The organism is Cedecea sp. P7760 (assembly GCF_013386425.1).
In the GTDB taxonomy this organism is placed as follows: Bacteria; Pseudomonadota; Gammaproteobacteria; order Enterobacterales; family Enterobacteriaceae; genus Cedecea; species Cedecea selenatireducens.
In genome coordinates this window covers 49,312-70,957 of record NZ_JACARU010000052.1, presented here as the reverse complement: position 1 = coordinate 70,957, position 21,646 = coordinate 49,312, and the positions used below count along the sequence as shown (strand labels likewise).

The window sequence follows — 21,646 nt, the reverse complement described above, 5'->3', positions numbered from 1 at the left end:
GTACATCAATTTTATTCCTCTTTTTATATAAATATTATAATTTATCATTTCCGACAGTTTTTAATTCGGTGTCTCACGCAAGAGTTAAGTTATTTACCTTCCCCGTTAAGTTTATTCTGACAGACTGGCGCTTTCTTATGGAAAATTCCTATAAATAATTGTGCGTTTTTAATTTCCATAAAAAATTGATCTAACTTTGTGCATTGTTCTATTATTCTGCGCGGTGTAATGTAGCGCCAAAAATACCATGCAGCGATAACAGAGGGATGAGAAGATGGCTGACAGTTTCCAGGGCGAGGTGCCCAAAGCACGTATCAATTTAAAACTGGATTTACACACGGGGGGAGCGCAGAAAAAAACAGAACTGCCGCTAAAGCTCCTGGTTACTGGTGATTTCAGCCACGGAGCCGAAACTGCGATTTTATCTGAGCGAGTAAAGACAGACGTTAATAAAAATAATTTTAACAGTGTTCTTTCTGAATATTCCCCAAAAGTTAATCTTACCGTAGTGAATACGCTTGCTGCCGACGGCAGCGAAGAGAATGTCAGTCTTGTATTCCGCGATATGAAAGACTTCACGCCAGAAGAGGTTGCTCGCCAAATACCTCAATTGAAAGCCATGCTGGCGATGCGTAATTTACTTCGCGATCTCAAAGCTAACCTTCTTGATAACCAGTCTTTCCGGAAAGAACTGGAAAAAATTCTAATTAATCCGGCGCTGAGCGCCGAACTCCGCGCGGAACTGTCTGCCCTTGCGCCAAAACAGGCATAAGTCGTCACGATATTTAATGGATTAATTGAGGAATGCTGATGTCTGTACAAAATGAAAACAACGCCGGTAGTGAGAGTATCGTTCTTGAACGCCAGGGGGCAGAGAGTGTTTATGCCTCGCTGTTTGAAAAAATTAATCTCAGCCCGGTTTCTGAATTAAGCGCGCTGGATATCTGGCAGGACAGTCAGGCGATGTCAGATGCCACCGCTGATGAACGACTGACCGCCGGAATGCAGGTCTTTCTGGAATGCCTGAGCAAAGCAGGTTCAAAAGTTGAGAAGCTCGATAAAACGCTGATTGACCACCACATCGCCGACCTGGATTATCAGATCAGCCGCCAGCTGGACGCCGTGATGCATCACGAAGAATTCCAGACGGTTGAGTCTTTGTGGCGCGGCCTGAAATCGCTGGTGGATAAAACCGACTTCCGTCAGAACGTTAAAATTGAACTTCTGGACCTGTCCAAGGAGGATCTGCGTCAGGACTTTGAAGATGCACCTGAAATCATTCAGAGCGGACTGTACCTGCAGACATACGTGGCAGAGTACGACACGCCGGGCGGAGAACCGATTGGTGCGCTGATTTCCGCTTATGAGTTCGACGCCTCCGCCCAGGATGTCGCCCTGCTGCGTAATATCTCGAAAGTTTCTGCGGCGGCGCATATGCCGTTTATTGGCTCTGCTGGCCCAAAATTCTTCCTGAAAGACTCGATGGAAGAGGTGGCCGCCATCAAAGACATTGGCAACTATTTCGATCGCGCCGAGTACATCAAGTGGAAATCCTTCCGTGATACCGATGATTCCCGCTACATCGGGCTGGTGATGCCACGCGTGCTGGGGCGTTTGCCTTACGGGCCGGACACGGTGCCGGTACGCAGCTTCAACTACGTGGAAGAGGTGAAGGGCCCGGATCACGATAAATACCTGTGGAATAACGCGTCGTTTGCCTTTGCCTCCAACATGGTGCGCAGCTTTATCAACAACGGCTGGTGCGTGCAAATTCGTGGCCCACAGGCGGGCGGTGCGGTTCAGGACCTGCCGATTCACCTGTACGATCTCGGCACCGGCAACCAGGTGAAAATCCCGTCCGAGGTGATGATCCCGGAAACGCGTGAATTCGAATTCGCCAACCTGGGCTTTATTCCGCTTTCCTACTACAAAAACCGCGATTACGCGTGCTTCTTCTCCGCAAACTCCACGCAGAAACCGGCGCTTTACGATACCGCCGATGCGACAGCGAACAGCCGGATCAACGCCCGTCTGCCGTACATCTTCCTGCTCTCCCGCATTGCGCATTACCTGAAGCTTATTCAGCGTGAAAACATCGGCACCACCAAAGATCGCCGCTTGCTTGAGCTGGAGCTGAACACCTGGGTTCGCAGTCTGGTCACTGAAATGACCGATCCGGGCGACGAACTGCAGGCTTCCCACCCGCTGCGTGATGCCAAAGTGACGGTAGAAGACATCGAAGACAATCCGGGCTTTTTCCGCGTCAAGCTGTACGCCGTGCCGCACTTCCAGGTGGAAGGAATGGACGTCAATCTGTCTCTGGTTTCCCAGATGCCGAAGGCGAAAGCGTAACGTAAGGCAGGAAGCCGATGAAAACGGAACAACCGTTATGGGGCAGGGGCCAGATGGTCTCTCCCCAGCACTTCCAGCAACAGGTCGCCTATGCGGCCTGGTCCGCTGAATGTATCGCCCAGTTGGGCCTGTCCCACCCGTGGGGAATGATTAGCGCCGCTTTCGAACCTGATTTGCTAAAGCTGGGCCGGCTTCAGGCCCGCCATCTGCATATCCGTTTCCAGGACGGGACGCTGATTGATACGGATAACGCCGACGCGCTGCCTCCGGCGATTTCGCTTGAGGATGTCTCTCAGGACGCGGTGGTGGTTCTGGCGCTCCCGCTGCTGAGGGCCAACGGTGGCAACTGCCTGAAGCCTGATGAAGTGGCCGAGCGTCCGGTGCGTTTTCGTCAACGCTGGCGGGATGTCCGAAATACCTTCGGGGACGACACTCGCCAGATTGCGGTGATGCAGCCGGAATTAACGCTGCGTTTTGCCGGGCAGGACAACAGTGACTATTTGACCTGCCCGATCGCACGTTTGCAGCGGGACTCTCAGGGCGCCTGGCGTGTGGACGAGACTTATCTTCCTCCGCTGCTGGCGGTACAGAGCAGCCGCTGGCTGGTCACCCAGTTAGAACAGCTGATGACGCAGTTGCGCGCCAGGCTGGCCCGCCTGATGGCCATGCGCCGTGAAAGCAATGAGCGGATGGCGGATTTTGCCGTGGCCGACGTCTCGCTTTTCTGGCTGCTTAACGCTCTGAACAGCGCGCAGCCGGTGCTGGGGCAGTTCGAGCGTAGCCTGCAAAGCCCGCCTGAGCGTTTGTATCCTGAGCTTGCCCGCCTGGCAGGCAGCCTGCTGACATTCTCTCTGGAGCACCAGGCCAGCGCGATCCCGGCTTATCAACATGATCGGTTGAATGCCGTTTTTCCGCCGTTGTTTGAATTGTTAGGGGACCTGCTGGAGGCCAGCCTGCCGTCCAGGGTGGTGTCCATTGAACTTGAATACGATCCCCGGCTGCACTTCTGGCAGGCCCGTCTGCATGACCCCCGGCTGCGCGAAGGCGCGGATTACTACCTTTCTGTACGTTCGCCGATGCCGGTGGCGCAGCTGCAGGAGCAGTTCCCACGGCAGTGCAAGGTGGGCAGTCCGGATCACGTTCGGGGCATCGTTAATTCGTCCAGAGTGGGGGTGCCATTGACGCCGCTGCGCCATGTCCCCGCCGCCATTCCGCTTCGCCTGGAAAACCAGTATTTCAGCCTCGATGTCTCCCACGCGCTGGGGGCGGAAATGCTTCAAAGCGGCACCTGCATGTTTTACGTCCCGGGAATGCTCGGTGAGCCTGAACTTGAACTCTTTGCGGTACTGAGAACATGAATGAGCATAAACGCGGTAACGCCGCGGGCATTGATATCGATGCGCTGCTGCAGAATACCTGGCTGCAGGTTATTAGCCTGCGGCACGGCCCGACATTCCAGGATGGCGATGGCAAAAAACTGTGGGAACGCTGTATTGCTGATGTAGAACGCGTGCAGCGCGAGCTGAAAGCGAACGATCTCGATGAAGCCAGCTGTCTGCTTATCCTCACCGCGCAGTGTGCGTTGCTGGATGAAACGGTAAAAGGGCGCAGCGCGGAGGACGACGCCTGCGTGCAGTGGTATCACATTCCCCTGCTGGGGCACTTTCTCGGCACCATGGACGCCGGTGACACGTTGTGTGACCGGATGCGCGATGTTTTGCGCCAGCCCGAACCCAACAATGCCGTGGTGACCTGCTTCCAGCGGATCATGATGCTTGGGTTTCTCGGCAGTTTCCGTTCGCTGAACGATCCTGCGCGCCAGCAGCTCTTGCAGGATCTCAGTGAACATGTCCTTCCGTTCAGCTATCCACAGACTCATCCTGTACTGGCCGAAAGCCCTGCAGGTCGAGCCATGGGCGGCTGGCTGGCATCGTGGCCTGTGCGTATTGGCCTAAGCGTGTTTGCCGTCGCAGCCCTGTGGTGGGGACTGGATCTCTGGCTCGATCGGACATTGTTAACCCTATTGCCTGAGGTCGTGAAATGAGCCCAGCGCAGCAGCGAGGTTTAGCGCTGTGGGCCGCGATGCTGAGCCTTGTGGTCTGCCTGGGCTTTCTGCCTGTTTCCGGCGCGTTTTCCGTACTCATCCTTCTGGTAATCCTGGGGATGATTACGGCGGTGTGGTACGTCGTGAGTCGCCGTGCTGAGCAAGATATCTCGCTGTGCCTGGATGACCTGCCGGAAGCCACATACCGCCAGCCCGTGGTACTGGTTTGTGGCGACCTGCCGCTGGCCTGGCCGCGTTCTTCACCGGTGTTGACCGTCACGCAGGGCTGCTGGATAAGAGTTGCAGAGCATCAGGATCTTCAACAGGTGGTTCGCCTGGTGCTACAGCAGCGCCCTGACTGGGGGCGTCAGCTGTCGATTATGGTCAGCGTTTGCCCGCAGAAACACGCTGATGCGGAAGCCCTGACCAGCCATCTGCTGGCCCTGCGCTGGCAAATAAGCCAGCTGCGCAAAGAAACAGGTCATGCCGTGCCGCTGGTGTTGAATGGCCAGACAGGCAGCGCGATGGTGAACGACATGCTCTGGCAGGCGGCGATTCCCGGCGAAGGAGTGCGCGTCTGGCGTGAATCTTCCTCGCCCTGTTCGATTGCCGCGTGGGTGACCACGGGTGGCGCGATGGCCATGCAGCAGCAGGTACTGATGAACAGCTTTATGAGCTGGTATCAGCTGCACGTCAAAGCCGTATTTATGGATGAAAATCCCGATATGCCGGCCATTGCGCCCATCGCTGTGCTTTGGGGAATGGGCCCGATTCTTGCCGGGAGTCTCGCATCCTCGCTCTGGACGACGTGGCTGTCCCGACACACCGCGATGCATCAGGTCTCTGGCTGGCAGCCTGTCGGCACGGACAGCACGGTGATTTCGCCGCTCCCGGATTTTGTTCTGCCGCTGTTACCTGAGGGAAAAGGGCTGACGGCGCGAGGCCGAGCCTGGCGATGCGCACTCGGGATCTTCACGCTGGCGGCGATGACGGCGTTGCTCAGCAGCGGCTGGAACAATGCCCAGCTATTGCACCGCGTGAGTTTTGATATTGCCCGTTATGACCGTATCCCGATGAAGGATTACGGCCCGAAGGCCGAGGCTGTCGCGGTTCTGCGTGAAGATGCCGAACAGCTGGACGACTGGGCCCGTAACGGTATTCCTGCCCGGATGAGCCTGGGGTTATATCAGGGGGAGCGCCTGCGTATGCCTCTGCTGGAGGCTATCCGCTCGTACGTGCCCGCTCCGCCACCTAAACCACAGCCTAAGTTAAAACAGGCACCTAAAACCGTACGCCTCGACAGCATGTCGCTGTTTGACTCCGGAAAAGCCGCGCTGAAAACGGGCTCTACCAAGCTGCTGGTCAATTCCCTTGTGGGGATCAAAGCGAAGCCGGGCTGGCTGATTGTGGTCGCCGGGCACACGGATAACACCGGCAACCCCCGGCTGAACCAAACATTGTCCCTGAAGCGTGCAGAAGCGGTACGCGACTGGATGCACGACACCGGCGACGTGCCGGAAAGTTGTTTTGCGGTGCAGGGCTATGGCCAGAGCCGCCCCATTGCAAACAATGACACGCCGGAAGGCCGCGCGCTTAACCGTCGTGTCGAAATCAGTCTGGTACCGCAGGCCAACGCCTGCTTGTTACCGGGCGAAATCCCAGCGTCATCGCAGGATGATGGCGTTCTACACAATGAAAAGGAGAAGTAAACCATGGCAATCCCTGTTTATCTTTGGCTGAAAGACGACGGCGGCGCGGACATCAAAGGGTCTGTTGACGTTGAGAACCGCGAAGGCAGCATCGAAATTGTGGCGCAGGAACATAACCTGTACATCCCTACGGACAACAATACCGGCAAGCTGACCGGCACCCGTATTCACACGCCGTTCATGTTCACCAAGGAAATCGATTCCTCCAGCCCGTACCTGTACAAGGCGGTGACCACCGGCCAGACCCTGAAATCGGCTGAATTCAAGTGGTACAAAATCAACGACGCAGGCCAGGAAGTGGAGTACTTCAACACCAAACTGGAAAACGTGAAGGTGGTGAAGGTCAATCCTGAAATGTACGACGTCAAAGATCCGTCGAAAGAAAAACACAACCATCTTGAGCGCGTAGAGCTGCGCTACGAAAAAATCACCTGGACCTACAAAGACGGCAACATCATTCATTCCGATAGCTGGAACGAACGCGCCACCGCGTAATTGCTCGTCATATTTCGCGCTGTAGCGGCGTTGGCTGCGTTCATGCACCCCGGTCACTTACTTCAGTAAGCTCCCGGGGCTGCACTCGCTTGCCGCCTTGCTTCAACGCGAACTCTTTAGAGCAACGGCCCGACGGGCAGCCCATTCTGCCCGCTTTTCTATTTTGCTGAACGTCTGCGTGGCGGGCGTTGAGCAAAGAAACCCACAATCTGCCCGCCCGACCTTGTGCGCTTTGGTCTCCTGTACAACAGGAAACAGCGAGGGGCGGTAGCGTGTCCAGGCCCCATTCAGGAGAGAATACAACATGGAAAATCCAGCCATCCTGCTGCGTCGTCTTAACCCTTACTGCGCCCGTGCGATGGAAGGGGCGGCTTCTCTGTGCCAGACCCGCGCCCATGCGGAAATTCTGCCGGAGCACTGGCTGCTGAAGCTGCTGGAGCAGGGTGAAGGTGACCTGACGGTGCTGGCGCGCCGCTACGAATGGAATATGGACTCGGTCTGGCAGGATCTTTTGGCATGGCTGGATGCACTGCCGCGTTCCGTGCGCGGCCGTCCTCAGCTTTCAGACAGCGTTCAGAAACTGCTGCAGGAGGCGTGGCTGATTGCTTCGCTTGCCGGGGAAGAACACATCCGGAGCGTACACCTGATGATGGCGCTGGTGGATAAACAGAACCTGCTGCGCTGTGACGGCCTGTGGCCGTTTTTGACGCTCGGGCAGGGCCAGCTGGAGCGCCTGCGTCCGCTGCTCGACGCGCAGTCTGACGAACGCCCGGAAGCGCAGCAGGAAGCTGAGCTGGCACACGCTCACGGCAGTGAAGTTGAGTTTATTGGCCGCCCGGTGGGGGCGACGAAAGAAGGTGACCTGGATCCGGCGCTGCAAAACGCGCTGGATAAATTCACTCTCGACGTTACGGCCAAAGCGCGTGAAGGGAAAATCGATCCGGTTTTTGGTCGTGACACGGAAATCCGCCAGATGGTGGATATCCTTTCCCGCAGGCGTAAGAACAACCCGATCCTGGTGGGTGAACCCGGCGTGGGGAAAACCGCGCTGGTAGAAGGCCTGGCGCTACGTATTGCCGAAGGTAACGTCCCTGTCAGCCTCCAGCCTGTCACCTTGCGTACCCTCGACCTGGGGCTTTTGCAGGCGGGAGCCGGCGTGAAGGGCGAGTTTGAGCAACGCCTGAAAAACATTATTGAGGCGGTGCAGCAGTCGCCTGACCCGGTGCTGCTGTTTATCGACGAAGCCCATACGATTATTGGGGCGGGTAATCAGGCTGGCGGAGCTGATGCGGCCAACCTGCTGAAACCGGCACTGGCCCGTGGCGAACTGCGCACCATCGCGGCCACCACCTGGTCTGAGTACAAACAGTATTTCGAACGCGATGCCGCGCTGGAGCGCCGCTTCCAGATGGTAAAAGTGGACGAGCCGGACGATGAAACCGCCTGCCTGATGCTGCGAGGCCTGAAGTCACGCTACGCGGAGCATCACGGCGTGCATATTACCGATGACGCCGTGCGCGCCGCAGTTACACTGTCACGTCGTTATCTTACGGGCCGCCAGTTGCCGGACAAGGCCGTCGACCTGCTGGACACCGCGGCGGCGCGTGTACGCATGAGTCTGGATACGCTGCCTGAAGAGATTGTGGTCCTGAAAGCGCAGCTCACCGCGCTGGAGCTTGAAGAACAGGCGCTGCTTGAAGACATCGCCACCGGCTGCCATCTGCCCGGCGAGCGGATTGAACGGATTGATACTCAGAGCAACAAGCTGGAAAGCACGCTTGAGGCGCTGGAAGGTCGCTTTGAACTGGAGAAGTCCCTTGCGCAGCAGGTGATGGAATGCCGCCAGGACATCAGCCGTCAGGCGGAGCTTGTCGACCTGCAGCGCCAGCTGGCGGCGATGCAGCAGGGGGACGCGCTGGTACAGATTGACGTAGAAACTCGCACCGTGGCTAACGTGATTGCCGACTGGACCGGCGTGCCGCTGTCTTCATTGATGAAAGATGAGCAGGCGGAGCTTCTGACGCTGGAGAATGCCATTGGTAAGCGGGTTGTAGGGCAGGAAGTTGCGCTTAACGCGCTTGCTCAGCGCCTTCGCGCCGCGAAAACCGGGCTGACGTCTGAAAACGGCCCGCAGGGCGTGTTCCTGCTGGTTGGCCCGAGCGGAGTGGGCAAAACCGAAACCGCGCTGGCGCTCGCCGATGCGCTGTACGGCGGCGAGAAGTCACTCATCACCATCAACCTGTCGGAGTACCAGGAGCCGCACACTGTTTCCCAGTTGAAAGGCTCACCTCCGGGCTACGTCGGCTACGGACAGGGCGGGATCCTCACCGAAGCCGTCCGCAAACGTCCATACAGCATTGTGCTGCTGGATGAAGTTGAAAAAGCCCACCGCGAGGTGATGAACCTGTTCTATCAGGTCTTCGACCGGGGTTTTATGCGCGACGGCGAAGGGCGGGAAATTGACTTCCGTAACACGGTTATTCTGATGACTTCTAACCTCGGCAGCGACCCTATCATGCAGCTGCTGGAGGAACAGCCAGAGGCAACGGAAGGCGATTTGCACGAACTGCTGCGCCCGATCCTGCGCGACCACTTCCAGCCCGCGCTGCTGGCCCGCTTCCAGACCGTGATTTACCGGCCGCTGGCCTCTGCCGCAATGCGCACCATCGTGGAAATGAAACTCGCCCAGGTCAGCCAGCGCCTGCAACGTCATTACGGCCTGTCGACCCATATCGAAGGAAATCTGTACGACGCGCTGACCGCCGCCTGCCTGCTGCCGGATAGCGGGGCCCGCAACGTCGACAGCCTGCTCAATCAGCAGATTTTACCGGTGCTGAGTCAACAATTGCTGATGCATATGGCAGCCCGACAGAAGCCCCGGACGCTGACGCTAAGCTGGACGGAGGATGAGGGGATCGGGCTGGAATTTGACCGTACCCAAGGAGAGCACGTATGAGCAATAATCCCCCGATAGATTTCAGCCATAACCACCATCTGCTGGCGGTGAAGGGCTGTGAGCCCGCCCTCGACGTGCTGGCCTTTCAGGGCGATGAAGCCCTCAACAAGCCGTTCAGTTACCGGATAGAGTTCACCTGCGCCGACCATGCCGTTGGCAAAGAGATGATGTTGCTGAAGGCCGCCTCGCTGACGCTGCAGGCGCCGGTCGACCAGGGTTACGGCATTAAAATGCAGCAGCCGGTGCGGGTGATCCAGGGGCTGGTGACGGGCTTTGAACGCCTCAGCACCTCTGCCGACGAGAGCCTCTACGCCCTGACGCTGCAGCCCCGGCTGGCGCTGCTCGACCGCTCCCGGCAGAACGCTATTTACCAGGATATGTCGGTGCCGCAGATTGTGGAAAAAATCCTGCGCGAGCGCCACGGTATGCGCGGCCAGGACTTCGTGTTTTCACTCTCAAAAGAATACCCGCGTCGCGAGCAGGTGATGCAGTACGGCGAGGACGACCTGCGCTTCATCACCCGCCTGTTGGGTGAAGTTGGCATCTGGTTCCGCTTCACCACCGACACGCGGCTCAACATCGACGTGGTGGAGTTTTATGACGGCCAGCAGGGCTATGAGAAAGGCCTGACTTTGCCGTCGGTGCCGCCTTCCGGGCAGCATGCGAAAGGGGCGGACTCGGTGTGGGAGATGACGTGCCACCACAGTGTGGTGCCAAAGCAGGTCAGCACCCGCGATTACAATTACCGCCAGGCGGCGGAGGACATGAACACGCAGGTGGACGTGACCCGGGGAGATACCACCACCTACGGTGAGGCGTATCACTACGCCGACAACTACCTGACGCCGGGCAGCGCTTATGACCACAATCCGGCCCCGGAATCGGGCGCGTATTACGCCCGGCTGCGGCATGAACGCTACCTGAACGGGCAGACGCAGACCCGGGCCACGACCACCTGCCCGACGCTCTCCCCGGGCCAGGTGCTGAAAGTCACCGGCGGGGATGAAGTCGCGGCGGTGTTTGTGCAGGGCGTGGTCATCACCAGAATGACCAGCCATGCCCGGCGTGACCGGGATTTTGTGGTGCATTTTGACGGCATCCCGGACAGCACGGACTTTGGCTTCCGCCCGGAGCCCGGCGACCGGCCGGTGATGGCGGGCACGCTGCCCGCCCGCGTCACCAGTACCACCGAAAACGATACCTACGGGCATATCGACAAAGACGGCCGTTACCGGGTCAACATGCTGTTTGACCGCGACGGCTGGGAAACCGGCTTTGAAAGCCTGTGGGTGCGCCAGGCCCGGCCGTATGCCGGGGACACCTACGGCCTGCACCTGCCGCTGCTGGCAGGCACCGAAGTGGCGATTGGTTTTGAGGCCGGCAACCCGGACAGGCCCTACATCGCCGGCGTACTGCACGACTCGGCCCACGGCGACCACGTCACCATCCGCAACTACAAACGTAACGTCCTGCGCACACCGGCGAACAACAAAATCCGCCTCGACGACGAGCGCGGCAAGGAGCACATCAAGGTCTCCACCGAATACGGCGGCAAGAGCCAGCTGAACCTCGGCCATCTCGTCGACAGCGAGCAGCAACAACGCGGTGAGGGCTTTGAGCTCCGGACGGACAGCTGGGGCGCCATCCGGGCGCAGAAGGGCATCTTCATCTCGGCCGACGGGCAGGCGAAGGCGCAGGGGGATGTGCTGGAGATGGGGGCGGCGCTCGCGCGGTTGTCCGCGGCGTTAGTTGAAATGGAATCCCTGGCGGCCAGCGCACAGCAGGCCCGGGCGCTGGCGGCCGATGTCAGCCGGCAGCAAAAGCTCCTGAAGGAGAACATCGAACAGCTGCAGGCAGAAGTCATCCTGGGCAGTGCGCCGAAAGGCATGGCCCTGGTGAGTGGCGAGGACATGCAACTGTCGGCGGGTGACAATCTGATGCTGACGGCGGGCAGACAGCTGGATGTGGGGGCACAAAAGAACGTCACCCTGTCGGCGGGGAAGCAGCTCAGCCTGTACAGCCGGGAAGGGGCGAAGTTGTTCAGCTCGCATAACGATATAGATATTCAGGCGCAGGGGGGAAATATCACCACCTGGTCCACGCAGGACACGCATATCTCGAGCGGGAAGAAACTGGTGGTGACGGCACAGGATGAGCTGACGCTGATCTGCGGGGGCGGCTATATCAAAATTAAGGGTGGGAATATTGAGATAGGCGGCCCGGGTAAGTTGCTGGTTAAGAACACGGGAATAAAGAAGGCAGGTACCGGCAGTATGCAGGGTGTGATGAAGTCGTTTGAGCCATCAACGTTTGATGAAAGTTTTGCATTGCTTCATCCCATTAGTGGTGAGCCAATATCAGGGCAACATTTCAGGCTCAGGCTGCCAGATGGAACTGTGCAGGATGGGGTAACCGATGCACAGGGCAAGACTCAATTGTTGAAAGGGATATCGATGGATGATGTCACGTTTGAACTTCTGAAGGGAGAGTGAGGGTATGAAAAAGTTAATATGGTGGCTGGCTGGTTTTATAGGGTTGTTACTTGCTTGTGGTTCTCTGTCGGGGTGTGTCACCACATCGGGAGCTGCGTTTGGGGCTGCGTCGGGTGCGATGGTGGCCAAAGGCGTCGGGCATGATTTTAACTATTATGTTTTTGATGTACCGCCGCAGGTTATTTATCGCATTGACGATCATCGGTTCTTTACCCTGGAAAACTATAAAGACTGCGATCATGGTGGTCTTGCCTATTACAATGACACAAAAAACAAAATTAAAAAGTACGTAGGCGGTGGCTCAGACAGTAACGCTATCTTAAGTGCGAATCCACTAATGTCATGGAAGGGGGATTTTATTTATGCTGCATCTGATAATGTTGTTGCATATATTGAAAGGTTTCCTCGCATGAGTGATCGAGATACCCATAGTGGGGTTTTTTTTGCTTATGAAATTGGTGGTAAATATGGGCTGATTAATGTTGGGGCGGATTACGAATCAGGGTTGAGGAAAACTATTCTTGTTACGAACTCTGCTTTGTATTTAAAGTCTCCAGGTGCGCAAAATTTATTATTTACCTTGCCTGTGACAAATACAAATTCCTTCGATATATCGGAAGATGGTCCTAAATCAGCAGAAGGAGATGCATGGCCTCTTGTTCAAACCCCTTTAAGAACGACCCGGTTTACTTGTGATAATACAATAAAACCTGTAAGCGTCAGGGTGTCGCCTGATCAGGTTTATGCAGTTGATGCCACGGAGGTACCTAAGTATGAGTAATCAACAATCCGAGCCTCTGCGTGACGCTCCCGTGCATTATGATGATAATGGCAAACCATCCTGGCGTGGCATGTGCTCGCACAAAAATATTAAGGTGCGCTCAGCCTGCTATCATCCTGTTCAACTGCCTGGATTAATTATCTTTGTCCACGGCGTTAACTCTGAGGGGGAATGGTATGATATCGCAGAGGAAAATTTATGTATCGGTTTAAATAAGCGATTAAATTTACCTCAAAAAGAGTGGTTGGCAAAAAATATTTATAAAGCCGATGCAGTTTTAGGCCGGGGTATTATCGACTCTGATTCAAGTCGTTCACCGGTGATCCGTTTCTACTGGGGTTACACCGCAAAACCGGGAACGGAAGATGACTATCAGGTTCCGCTGCGTAATCTGGCAGGCGAGGATTATCACAATCTGAAAAAATATAAAAAGCTTCCGCAGAGTACGCTTGCGGCGAAAGGCCCGTGGTACTGGGGCGGCGGTCCGTTTCAAAACGGCTGCAACCAGCTGGTTTCTCTGTGGAGTGATGAAGGATTTAATAAGTGGGTCAGGCAGTCACCCATCCCGTTTAGCGTACAGTTTGTGAACAGTGAACTGGATCGCCTGCTGGCAAAAGCACCCGCCCGGCATTACTACGCGCATGCCGCTCGCCGACTGGCAGATTTGCTGAATACTATCCGTAGCACCTATCCGAAAGATACCGTGACGCTGATTTCTCATAGCCAGGGCACGATGATTGCCATGGCTGCAACGTTGCTGGCGGATAAAGCGCCTGATGCTCTGTTTGTGATGAACTCGCCGTATGCGATGGAGCACAAAAAGGTGGATCGCTTCTCCTACCCGTTTGCTGAATGTATCTCAACTCAGGCACGGCACCAGACGCTGGAGACAATTGTAAAAAAAGTCGCTCAGCAGGCGAGCCACCTCGCCGAGGCTGACTATGGCCGGATGGTTGTGGGTGCCGATGCAGATAAGCGCAGCTGGAAACCTACGGGCATGGCTGATAACGGGATACCTGAACGGGATAATCACGGGCGCACCTGGATTTACTGCAACCCGCACGATCGGGTGATGGGGATGAGTGCGCTGCTCAGCATTGGCTGGCAGGGGCTGCCAAACACACCGGAAGGGAAAATGCCGGAGTTGCTGGTGAATAATAAAGGGCATTTATTTCAGCGGATGCTGGCGCGGGAAACACCCTGCGGCGATAACCCCCGCCAGGACACCCCTTTCGGACGCCTGCTCCCATCTGGTTCACCTTTCTGGGATGATGGCGGTCAGTTTGGCGTATACGATAACCCGCCACTCAATCAGACGCTGTATATCAATGGTGAAAAGGTACCTGAACCTATTACCGCTCATGAACTTTCCGGTTTTGATGCTACCCGTGTCGGATTACAGGAAAAGAACAAGACAAATATAGAACAGGAGGGCTACGGTTGGGGGCAATACTCTACAAATTCCAAGGGAAAGAAAATCTGGCATGACGATACCTTTCCTTACTACGCCTCGCTGTATCCGGAGCAGTGGAAGAGTGAAACTGACGGCATGGACTGGAGCCCGGCCAGCAAAGATGAGCGTATGAATCGCAGACGTGAAACCCAGGAAGAGAAAGAGGCGCGGTTACGGACGTTTGTCTCCCAGCCCAGCGATCACAGCTCCTTGCCTTCTAATCCTCAATTCATGAGCCGAGTCGTGGCTTATGATTTACCAATAGGGCTCTGCGACAGTTCAAATGATAAGAGCTTCCTGGCGCAGTTGCGCCGGATGGCTGACTGGCAACAGAGCGACAGCTATTTCCGTACCGGTGTTCATCCGCAATATAGCCGGCCAGCGGAAGTTGATGCGGAGAGTGCAGGAGGCATCAGTCCTGAAGAGATGGCGGAAATCCGGGCAATGGACAACCGGGGCAGGCATCCCTGATGCTGAATATAAACCTGTTGTCTTATCAGCCGATTTATTAGCGGGAAATAATTTTTTAAGAATCATGTGAATCAATAGAGTGCACCGTGTTCGCTTTTCTTTTGGCGTCGTTAGTGTTCGTCTGTTGAAAGACAAAATAGCTTCCTGTACCAGTCGCGTTATCCAAGGAGTTAACAATGGGAAAATTCGTGGTGGTGTTGGGTGATGCCACCTCACACGGTGGAAAAGTCTCCTCCGCCTCATCCAGTTTCGACATTTCAGGGAAGAATGTAGCCTTATTAAATGACTCGGTCACCTGCCCAGAACATGGAATAAATAAAATTATTGAGTGTGATATTTCAGCCTATGAAGAAAATGGCCGTGGAATTGTCGTCCATGGCTGTAAAACATTGTGCGGATCAATTGTTATTGCAGGTTTTCAGGATATGGAAATTGATTGATGGGATGGTTACTACCGAATGTCGCGGCTAAAGAACCGGCTCGTTGCTGGTCTCCCTGGGTGTGTCTGTTCATCATATTCACCGGTGTGTTCTTTGCTCTATTTTATGTCGTCTTAAACCCACCTTCAGGTGAACTGCCATCACTGTCCAGTGGATATTGGCTGCCGCTGACGGTGACAACATTTACAGGAATTGCAGTAACAATTACATTTTATAGCCTGTGGTGGGAGATTCAGTCTGTCGTCGTCTGGAACTGGAATACATGGCGTCGAAATATGAATATTCTGTGGCGAAAAAGAGCGCATCAGCATCTATTTATTGCCCACCATCTTTTCCAGTCTGCCGACCCTCAGCAACTGACCCGCATCGCGGGAGTTGGACAAGATAATGATAATGAAAAAATGTTTTTAAATCTTCTGCCAGATAAGCCAATTACGCCTGGAATTATACGTTTTGAACAATTATGCCAGGTGATGCTGAATGAATTAAAACAGCCTTTATTGAGACAATATTCTTCAGGGAATTTAAGGGTGCTGGTTCAGTCGTCTGGGGCCGATAAGTCTGAGGAGTTACAATCCTTTAATCAGCTCTGGGCTGCCGCGAGTTTGCCCTGGAATGCAGATATTCACGTTTTATCCGCAGGGTTACCGTTTGACGACTGGAATAAAAATGTCGTAACCAGCCGTATCCCTGTTCTGGTTCTGGCCCTGCATTATCGCCAGCCTGAGGAATTACTGCCTGAGTTTGTAAGTGCATTACTGTTGATGCCTCAGGCTTTATTGCATTCTGCAAAATCTCACAAAGAAATACGTTTGTTCCGGGCTATGTCGCTGAATACAGCATCCCTGAAGTCTGAGCTGGCAGATTTAAAGACAATGGGGCAACAGCCAGTAAAAAATAAGTATGTCGTTTGGCATAGCGGCCTTGCTAATGTGCCCCGACAGATAGCCGGGAAAGTATTAAACGAGCTTTCATTTCCACTTGAAGACGATATTGGAACCGGTGGGATTATTGATTATGACCAAAAGTTTGCTGCTTATAGGGGGTTGACTGGTTGGGCCATGACTGCTGCCGCAGCGGAAATGGCGAGTTACCACTCTGAAAGCCAATTGCTACTTTGTGAAGATGAAGATGCAGCATGGGCAATCGTTTTGGGGAAAAGCTCACCGGTAGCAAGTGCTGATATTAACCCGCTTTCATCCCCTTTCCCGCTTGGATCACTGATGCTGGCATTGCTCTTTAACGCTGGCCTTTATTCTCTGATGCTTAAATTTTCACCTGTTGTTGCGCATTCATGGAGCGGGGTGATGGTTCTGATATTGTCCCTCGCAGTGACTCTGCCCGGTGTCGCTTTTTTACTGCGATATGTCATTGCACACCTGCAGCGCTCACAATTCAGAAAGGCTGCAAGTCAGTCCGGAAAGGAATCACCGGTATGAAAAAGATATTGCACAGCCTGGGTGTTGTGCTGCTTGTTGTTGCTATTGCAATCATTCTTCTTTTTGTATTTTCTCAGACAGAATCGCCACCGGCTGAAAATAGATCCTGGAACTCCGTTGTTGGCGTGGTTTTTTTAACAGGATTACTGGTCACGATACTTTTCTTTCTGCTCTCAGGGAAAAATCATAACACTCCTGTTGCCCCGGCCGATGGTCACCTGGATAATGCCGATAAAGAAACAATTACCTGTAACTATCATGAATTGCGTAACCATCTCCGCGCGCGATACACCTTCCTCTGGCGCCATAAAGTCCGCCTGCTGCTCATCACCGGCGACGAAGCCGCGATTGAACAGCTGGTTCCCGGCCTGCAGAAAAATCAATGGCTCGAAGGTAACCGTACCGTACTGATTTACGGCGGTAGTCTGACTGCTGAGCCCGGCAAGGAAAAATATACCGCGCTGCGCAAACTGCGCCGTGGCCGCCCGCTGGACGGCATTATTCGCGTGCTACCGCACTCGTCAGAACTCACGCCGCAGATAAGTGATACAGACCTGCGCGGCCTGGAAAAAATCAGTGAACTGCTGCGTTATTCCGCACCAGTCTGGCTATGGCAGCTGTGCGACAGCGCCTGGTCGCAGGCAAAGCGCACGGAGCAGGCAGTCGGGGCAAGTTTCCCGCTCCGCGCAAATCCGGATGATGTCGTTCGTCAGATGGAAAACCTGTTGCCACGCCTCACGACGCAGGGCGTTAGCCAGGTCATCGAAAATAACAGCCACGATTTTCTGTTGCGGCTGAGCCAGCACCTGAAAGAGGGCGGCATCCGCCGCTGGGTTGAGCTACTGACGCCGTGGCTGTATGCCTCGCAATCACGTATCCCCCTGCGGGGCGTGATGTTCAGCCTCCCGCCAGGCAAATCAGCACAAAACGCCGTAGCGGCGACGCATACTGGTGCGGAGAAGTTCATCCCGGAATCACAGCGCCATGCCCTGACGCTGCCTGCCATCTGGCAGGGCATTACGGCGGACTGTACCCGCGTCCGGGGCCGCCGGGTGGGTATGGCCTGGGAGCAAACGCTGGCTATAGGCATCATGGTCGTGGTGGGATTTTGGGCCGCCGGGCTGCTGCTTTCCTTTGCGCTGAACTACGGGCAGATTTCTTCTGTCGCCGGCAAATCACACGATCTTGTTAAAAATCGCGCCGTCTCTGACCGGCAGCTCACCGCCCTGCACGATCTGCGTAACGACGCCGGTCGCCTGCAGCATCATGTCCAGGACGGTTCGCCGTGGTACCAACGCTTTGGGCTTGACCACGGGCAGCAGCTGCTGAATGCGATGCTGCCCTGGTACGGTGTGGCGAACAACCGCCTGATTCGTGACCCGGCCAACGAGGCCCTGATGCAAAAACTCGCCGCGCTGGCTAACTCGGCGCCCAACAGCGACAGGCGTGCACAGCTGGCGAAACCCGGTTATGACCAGCTGAAAGCCTGGCTGATGATGTCGCGCCCGGATAAAACCGATGGCGCGTTCTACTCGCAGACCATGCAGAGCGTACAGCCCACGCGCGCAGGGATATCCCCGGGGCTGTGGCAAAGTTTATCCCCGGACCTGTGGGCGTTCTATATCACCGGGCTACCAAACCAGCCTCAGTGGAAAATTACGCCAGACGCACAGCTCGTCAGCCAGAGCCGGCAGGTGCTGCTGCAGCAGATTGGCCGCCGCAACGCGGAAAGCACGCTGTATGAAAACATGCTCAAATCCGTGCGGCGTAACTTTGCGGATGTCTCCCTGGAAGACATGACCAGCGGCACCGATGCCCGCCGCCTGTTTACCACGGATGAAGTGGTGCCGGGGATGTTCACCCGCCAGGCGTGGGAGGGCGGTATTCAACAGGCGATTGCGAAGGCGGCTAACTCTCGCCGGGAAGAGATTGACTGGGTGCTGAGCGACAGCCAACAAAGCGTGTCTGGCGAGATTTCGCCAGAGGCGCTTAAGGCGCGTCTGACCGAGCGTTACTTCACCGATTTTGCCGGCAGCTGGCTGAACTTTCTCAACAGTTTACGGCTTAATCCGGCCAGTAACATTGCCGATGTGACCGACCAGCTGACGCTCATGAGCGATGTGCGCCAGTCTCCGCTGATTGCCCTGATGAACACGCTGGCCTGGCAGGGTGAGACCGGCCAGAAAGCCGAAAAGTTTTCTGAGTCGATCATCAAATCTGCAAAAGAGCTGGTCAGCAACAAGGACAAACCGGTGATTGACCAGACGGCGGCAGGCCCTCAGGGGCCTCTCGATGACACCTTTGGGCCGTTATTGACGATGATGGGGAAAAACAAGGCCAGCAACGTGATGTCTGCAGACAGTTCGCTGAGCCTGCAAACGTACCTGACCCGCATCACTCGCGTGCGGCTGCGTTTGCAGCAGGTAGCCAGCGCGTCTGACCCGCAGGAGATGATGCAAACCCTGGCGCAGACCGTCTTCCAGGGCAAAAGCATCGATCTGACGGACACTCAGCAGTACGGTGGCCTTGTGGCGGCCAGCCTTGGGGAAGAGTGGAGCAGCTTTGGTCATACGATGTTTGTGCAGCCGCTGACGCAGGCCTGGGAAACCGTGCTCCAGCCGTCGGCCGCGAGCCTCAATGACAAGTGGCGTCGCTCGGTGGCCGCCAACTGGCACACGGCGTTCAACGGTCGCTATCCGTTTACCATCAGCAAAAGTGAAGCTTCGTTGCCGATGCTGGCTGAATTTGTGCGTAAGGACAGCGGGCGTATAGAACGCTTCCTCACCACGGAGCTGAACGGCGTGCTGCATAAAGAAGGCAGCCAGTGGGTACCAGACAAGATGCACGGCCAGGGGCTGACCTTTAATCCGGCCTTTCTCCAGGCGGTTAACCAGCTGAGCCAGCTGTCGGACATTCTGTTTACCGACGGCGGCCAGGGCATCAGCTTTGAACTGCAGGCCCGGCCTGCGCCGCAGGTGGTGGAAACGCAACTCACTATTGACGGGCAAAAACTGCATTATTTCAACCAGATGGCCGACTGGCAGGCCTTCCGCTGGCCGGGGGTAACGTATAAACCAGGCACCCAGCTGACCTGGACCTCAACCAGCGCCGGGGCACGGCTGTTTGGCGATTACAGCGGGACCTGGGGGTTCATCCGCTGGCTGGAAGAGGGCAAACGGCAACAGCTGGATAGCAGCGAGTGGATGATGAGTTTTACCGCCCCGGACGGGCGAACGCTGCAATGGGTGCTGCGCTCGCAGCTGGGTAAGGGGCCGCTGACGCTGCTGGCGCTGCGAGGTTTCACGCTGCCGGATCGGATCTTTAGCGTCGACAGCGTGGCCACGGCTCAGGCCCTGACTCCCGGAGCAGGAGATGATGACATGGATGGAACGGAATAATGAGCTCACTACAGAATCTCGTCTCTGCCTGCCTGGCGGATGAAACTTTACTGCGTCAGCAGGCGCAAGCCCGCACGGAAAACTGGGGGCAGTGGCTTATCCCAATAAGTGATGCATGCCCCACGGGGGAGGATCCCGGCTATGACGATGATTTTCAGCGTGTCCGGGAAGAAGTTAACCAGCTTTCCGGCATCGATACCGGCCTGATTTGCCAGCTCGCGGAAAAACTACTGACCACCACCGCCAAAGATATCCGGGTTGCCACCTACTATTGCTGGGCACGTTTGCATCAGGACGGAGAAGCAGGCTTTGCCGAAGGGCTTGAACTGCTGGCAGGCATGCTGCAACGCTTCGGCACTCAGCTTCACCCGCAGCGAGATCGTAGCCGAAAGGCTTCGCTGGAATGGCTGGCTGGTTCTCGGGTGCTTGCCAGCCTGTCGCTTTATCCGGAAGTGACGCGCGACGATGCACAACGCACCGTTGGAGCGTTGCTCCTCATTCGTGACGGTCTGGAAGCAGAGCCGGAGGCGTCATGGCCGGATCTGAACGCCCTTTATAGCGCGCTGGAGTCTCGTCTGGTGAAGGCCGGCGGCGTGGATGCCGTGGTACCACAAAATGCCAGTGACGCAACGCAACCTTCTCATCTCTCAGGATCGCCTGACAGCCAGGCACCGACGCTGACCCGCATCACCTCGGGGCAGGATTTGCTGGCCCAGGCCCGAACGCTGACGAGCTACCTTCGCGAACAGCCTGATGGCTGGCTGGCGGCGCATCGGCTGATGAAGAGTTTGCGCCATGACACCCTGCGAGAGATCCCGGCCCCGGACGCAGAGGGGAAAACGCGTATCGAACCCCCGCGTGCCGACCAGCGGGCCATGCTAAAACGCCTGTATCTGCAGCAGAGCTGGTCAGAAATCCTTGAGCAGGCGGACAGCGCCTTTTCACGCGGTGCCAACCACCTGTGGTTTGACCTGCAATGGTACATCCACGAAGCGTTGATGAAGCTGGGGCAGGACGTGACCGCCGACGTCATCATTGCGGATTTGAAAGGGTTTCTCCGGCGTCTCACCGGGCTTGAAACGCTGGCGTTTAATGACGGCACGCCGTTTGCCGATGAGGTGACGCTCAACTGGATTAATACGCGGGTGCTGGACGACCTGTCCGGCTGGCACGACGAGTCAAAAAGTCCCGTTGGCATGGCTGAGAACGACATTCTGGCCCTTGAACCGGAAGCGCTGGAGAAGGCGGACCGCGAAGGCCTTGATGCAACGTTCCAGTGGCTCCAGGGACGCCCGGGCGTGGGCTCAGCTAAAGATAAATGGCTGCTGCGCCTGCTGATGGCACGGGTGGCGGAGCAGAAGGGCAAGAATGAGCTGGCCCTGCACCTGCTGGGGGAGCTGGACAGCCTCGCGCGGACCATCACCCTCACGCAGTGGACGCCGTCGTTGCTGTTTGAAGTCAAATCACGGCGTCTCAGGCTGCTACGCATGAAAGCCTCACGAAGCGAAACCGACAAATCACGGCTCCAGTCGGAGATGGACCAGCTGCTGGCCGGTCTGATTGCCATCGACCCGGCCAGCAGCGCGGTACTGTGCGGGTAATTGCCTGTTACAGCC

The 21,646-nt window shown here is 56.0% G+C and carries 14 protein-coding genes; all 14 read left to right on the top strand.

Annotated features, from left to right (window positions below; translation table 11 throughout):
* Positions 1 to 274: 274 nt before the first annotated feature.
* Entirely contained in the window at positions 275 to 772 is a 498-nt protein-coding gene (gene tssB, locus HX778_RS18070) for a type VI secretion system contractile sheath small subunit (RefSeq protein ID WP_038472824.1), read from the top strand.
* A gap of 32 nt (positions 773 to 804) precedes the next feature.
* Entirely contained in the window at positions 805 to 2,352 is a 1,548-nt protein-coding gene (tssC, locus tag HX778_RS18065) for a type VI secretion system contractile sheath large subunit (RefSeq protein ID WP_038472822.1), read from the top strand.
* A gap of 17 nt (positions 2,353 to 2,369) precedes the next feature.
* Positions 2,370 to 3,710: a type VI secretion system baseplate subunit TssK gene (gene tssK, locus HX778_RS18060; protein ID WP_176982700.1), complete on the top strand. Its 1,341-nt coding sequence runs from the start codon at positions 2,370 to 2,372 to the stop codon at positions 3,708 to 3,710.
* On the top strand, positions 3,707 to 4,396 hold the full coding sequence (gene tssL / locus HX778_RS18055) for a type VI secretion system protein TssL, short form (RefSeq protein ID WP_176982699.1): 690 nt from the start codon (positions 3,707 to 3,709) through the stop codon (positions 4,394 to 4,396). The genes tssK and tssL overlap by 4 nt, the downstream gene beginning before the upstream one ends.
* The gene (locus HX778_RS18050; protein ID WP_176982698.1) at positions 4,393 to 6,105 is read left to right on the top strand and encodes an OmpA family protein; all 1,713 of its coding nucleotides are present in this window, start codon (positions 4,393 to 4,395) and stop codon (positions 6,103 to 6,105) included. Before tssL ends, HX778_RS18050 begins: the two co-directional genes overlap by 4 nt.
* Before the next feature lie 3 nt (positions 6,106 to 6,108).
* On the top strand, positions 6,109 to 6,600 hold the full coding sequence (locus tag HX778_RS18045) for an Hcp family type VI secretion system effector (RefSeq protein WP_038472810.1): 492 nt from the start codon (positions 6,109 to 6,111) through the stop codon (positions 6,598 to 6,600).
* 304 nt (positions 6,601 to 6,904) lie between these two features.
* On the top strand, positions 6,905 to 9,556 hold the full coding sequence (gene tssH, locus HX778_RS18040) for a type VI secretion system ATPase TssH (protein ID WP_038472807.1): 2,652 nt from the start codon (positions 6,905 to 6,907) through the stop codon (positions 9,554 to 9,556).
* Entirely contained in the window at positions 9,553 to 12,048 is a 2,496-nt protein-coding gene (locus tag HX778_RS18035; protein WP_176982697.1) for a type VI secretion system Vgr family protein, read from the top strand. Before tssH ends, HX778_RS18035 begins: the two co-directional genes overlap by 4 nt.
* 4 nt (positions 12,049 to 12,052) lie before the next feature.
* Positions 12,053 to 12,829, top strand: coding sequence for a hypothetical protein (locus tag HX778_RS18030; RefSeq protein WP_038472802.1), 777 nt, complete (start codon positions 12,053 to 12,055; stop codon positions 12,827 to 12,829).
* Positions 12,792 to 14,753 (top strand): DUF3274 domain-containing protein, encoded by a 1,962-nt coding sequence (locus tag HX778_RS18025; protein WP_144244017.1) that lies wholly within the window; start codon positions 12,792 to 12,794, stop codon positions 14,751 to 14,753. The genes HX778_RS18030 and HX778_RS18025 overlap by 38 nt, the downstream gene beginning before the upstream one ends.
* 176 nt (positions 14,754 to 14,929) lie before the next feature.
* Positions 14,930 to 15,193, top strand: coding sequence for a PAAR domain-containing protein (locus tag HX778_RS18020; protein WP_038472796.1), 264 nt, complete (start codon positions 14,930 to 14,932; stop codon positions 15,191 to 15,193).
* On the top strand, positions 15,193 to 16,632 hold the full coding sequence (locus HX778_RS18015; RefSeq protein WP_038472793.1) for a hypothetical protein: 1,440 nt from the start codon (positions 15,193 to 15,195) through the stop codon (positions 16,630 to 16,632). Before HX778_RS18020 ends, HX778_RS18015 begins: the two co-directional genes overlap by 1 nt.
* Positions 16,629 to 20,030, top strand: coding sequence for an ImcF-related family protein (locus tag HX778_RS18010; RefSeq protein ID WP_176982696.1), 3,402 nt, complete (start codon positions 16,629 to 16,631; stop codon positions 20,028 to 20,030). Before HX778_RS18015 ends, HX778_RS18010 begins: the two co-directional genes overlap by 4 nt.
* Positions 20,030 to 21,631, top strand: coding sequence for a type VI secretion system protein TssA (gene tssA, locus HX778_RS18005; protein WP_038472787.1), 1,602 nt, complete (start codon positions 20,030 to 20,032; stop codon positions 21,629 to 21,631). The genes HX778_RS18010 and tssA overlap by 1 nt, the downstream gene beginning before the upstream one ends.
* Positions 21,632 to 21,646 lie beyond the last annotated feature (15 nt).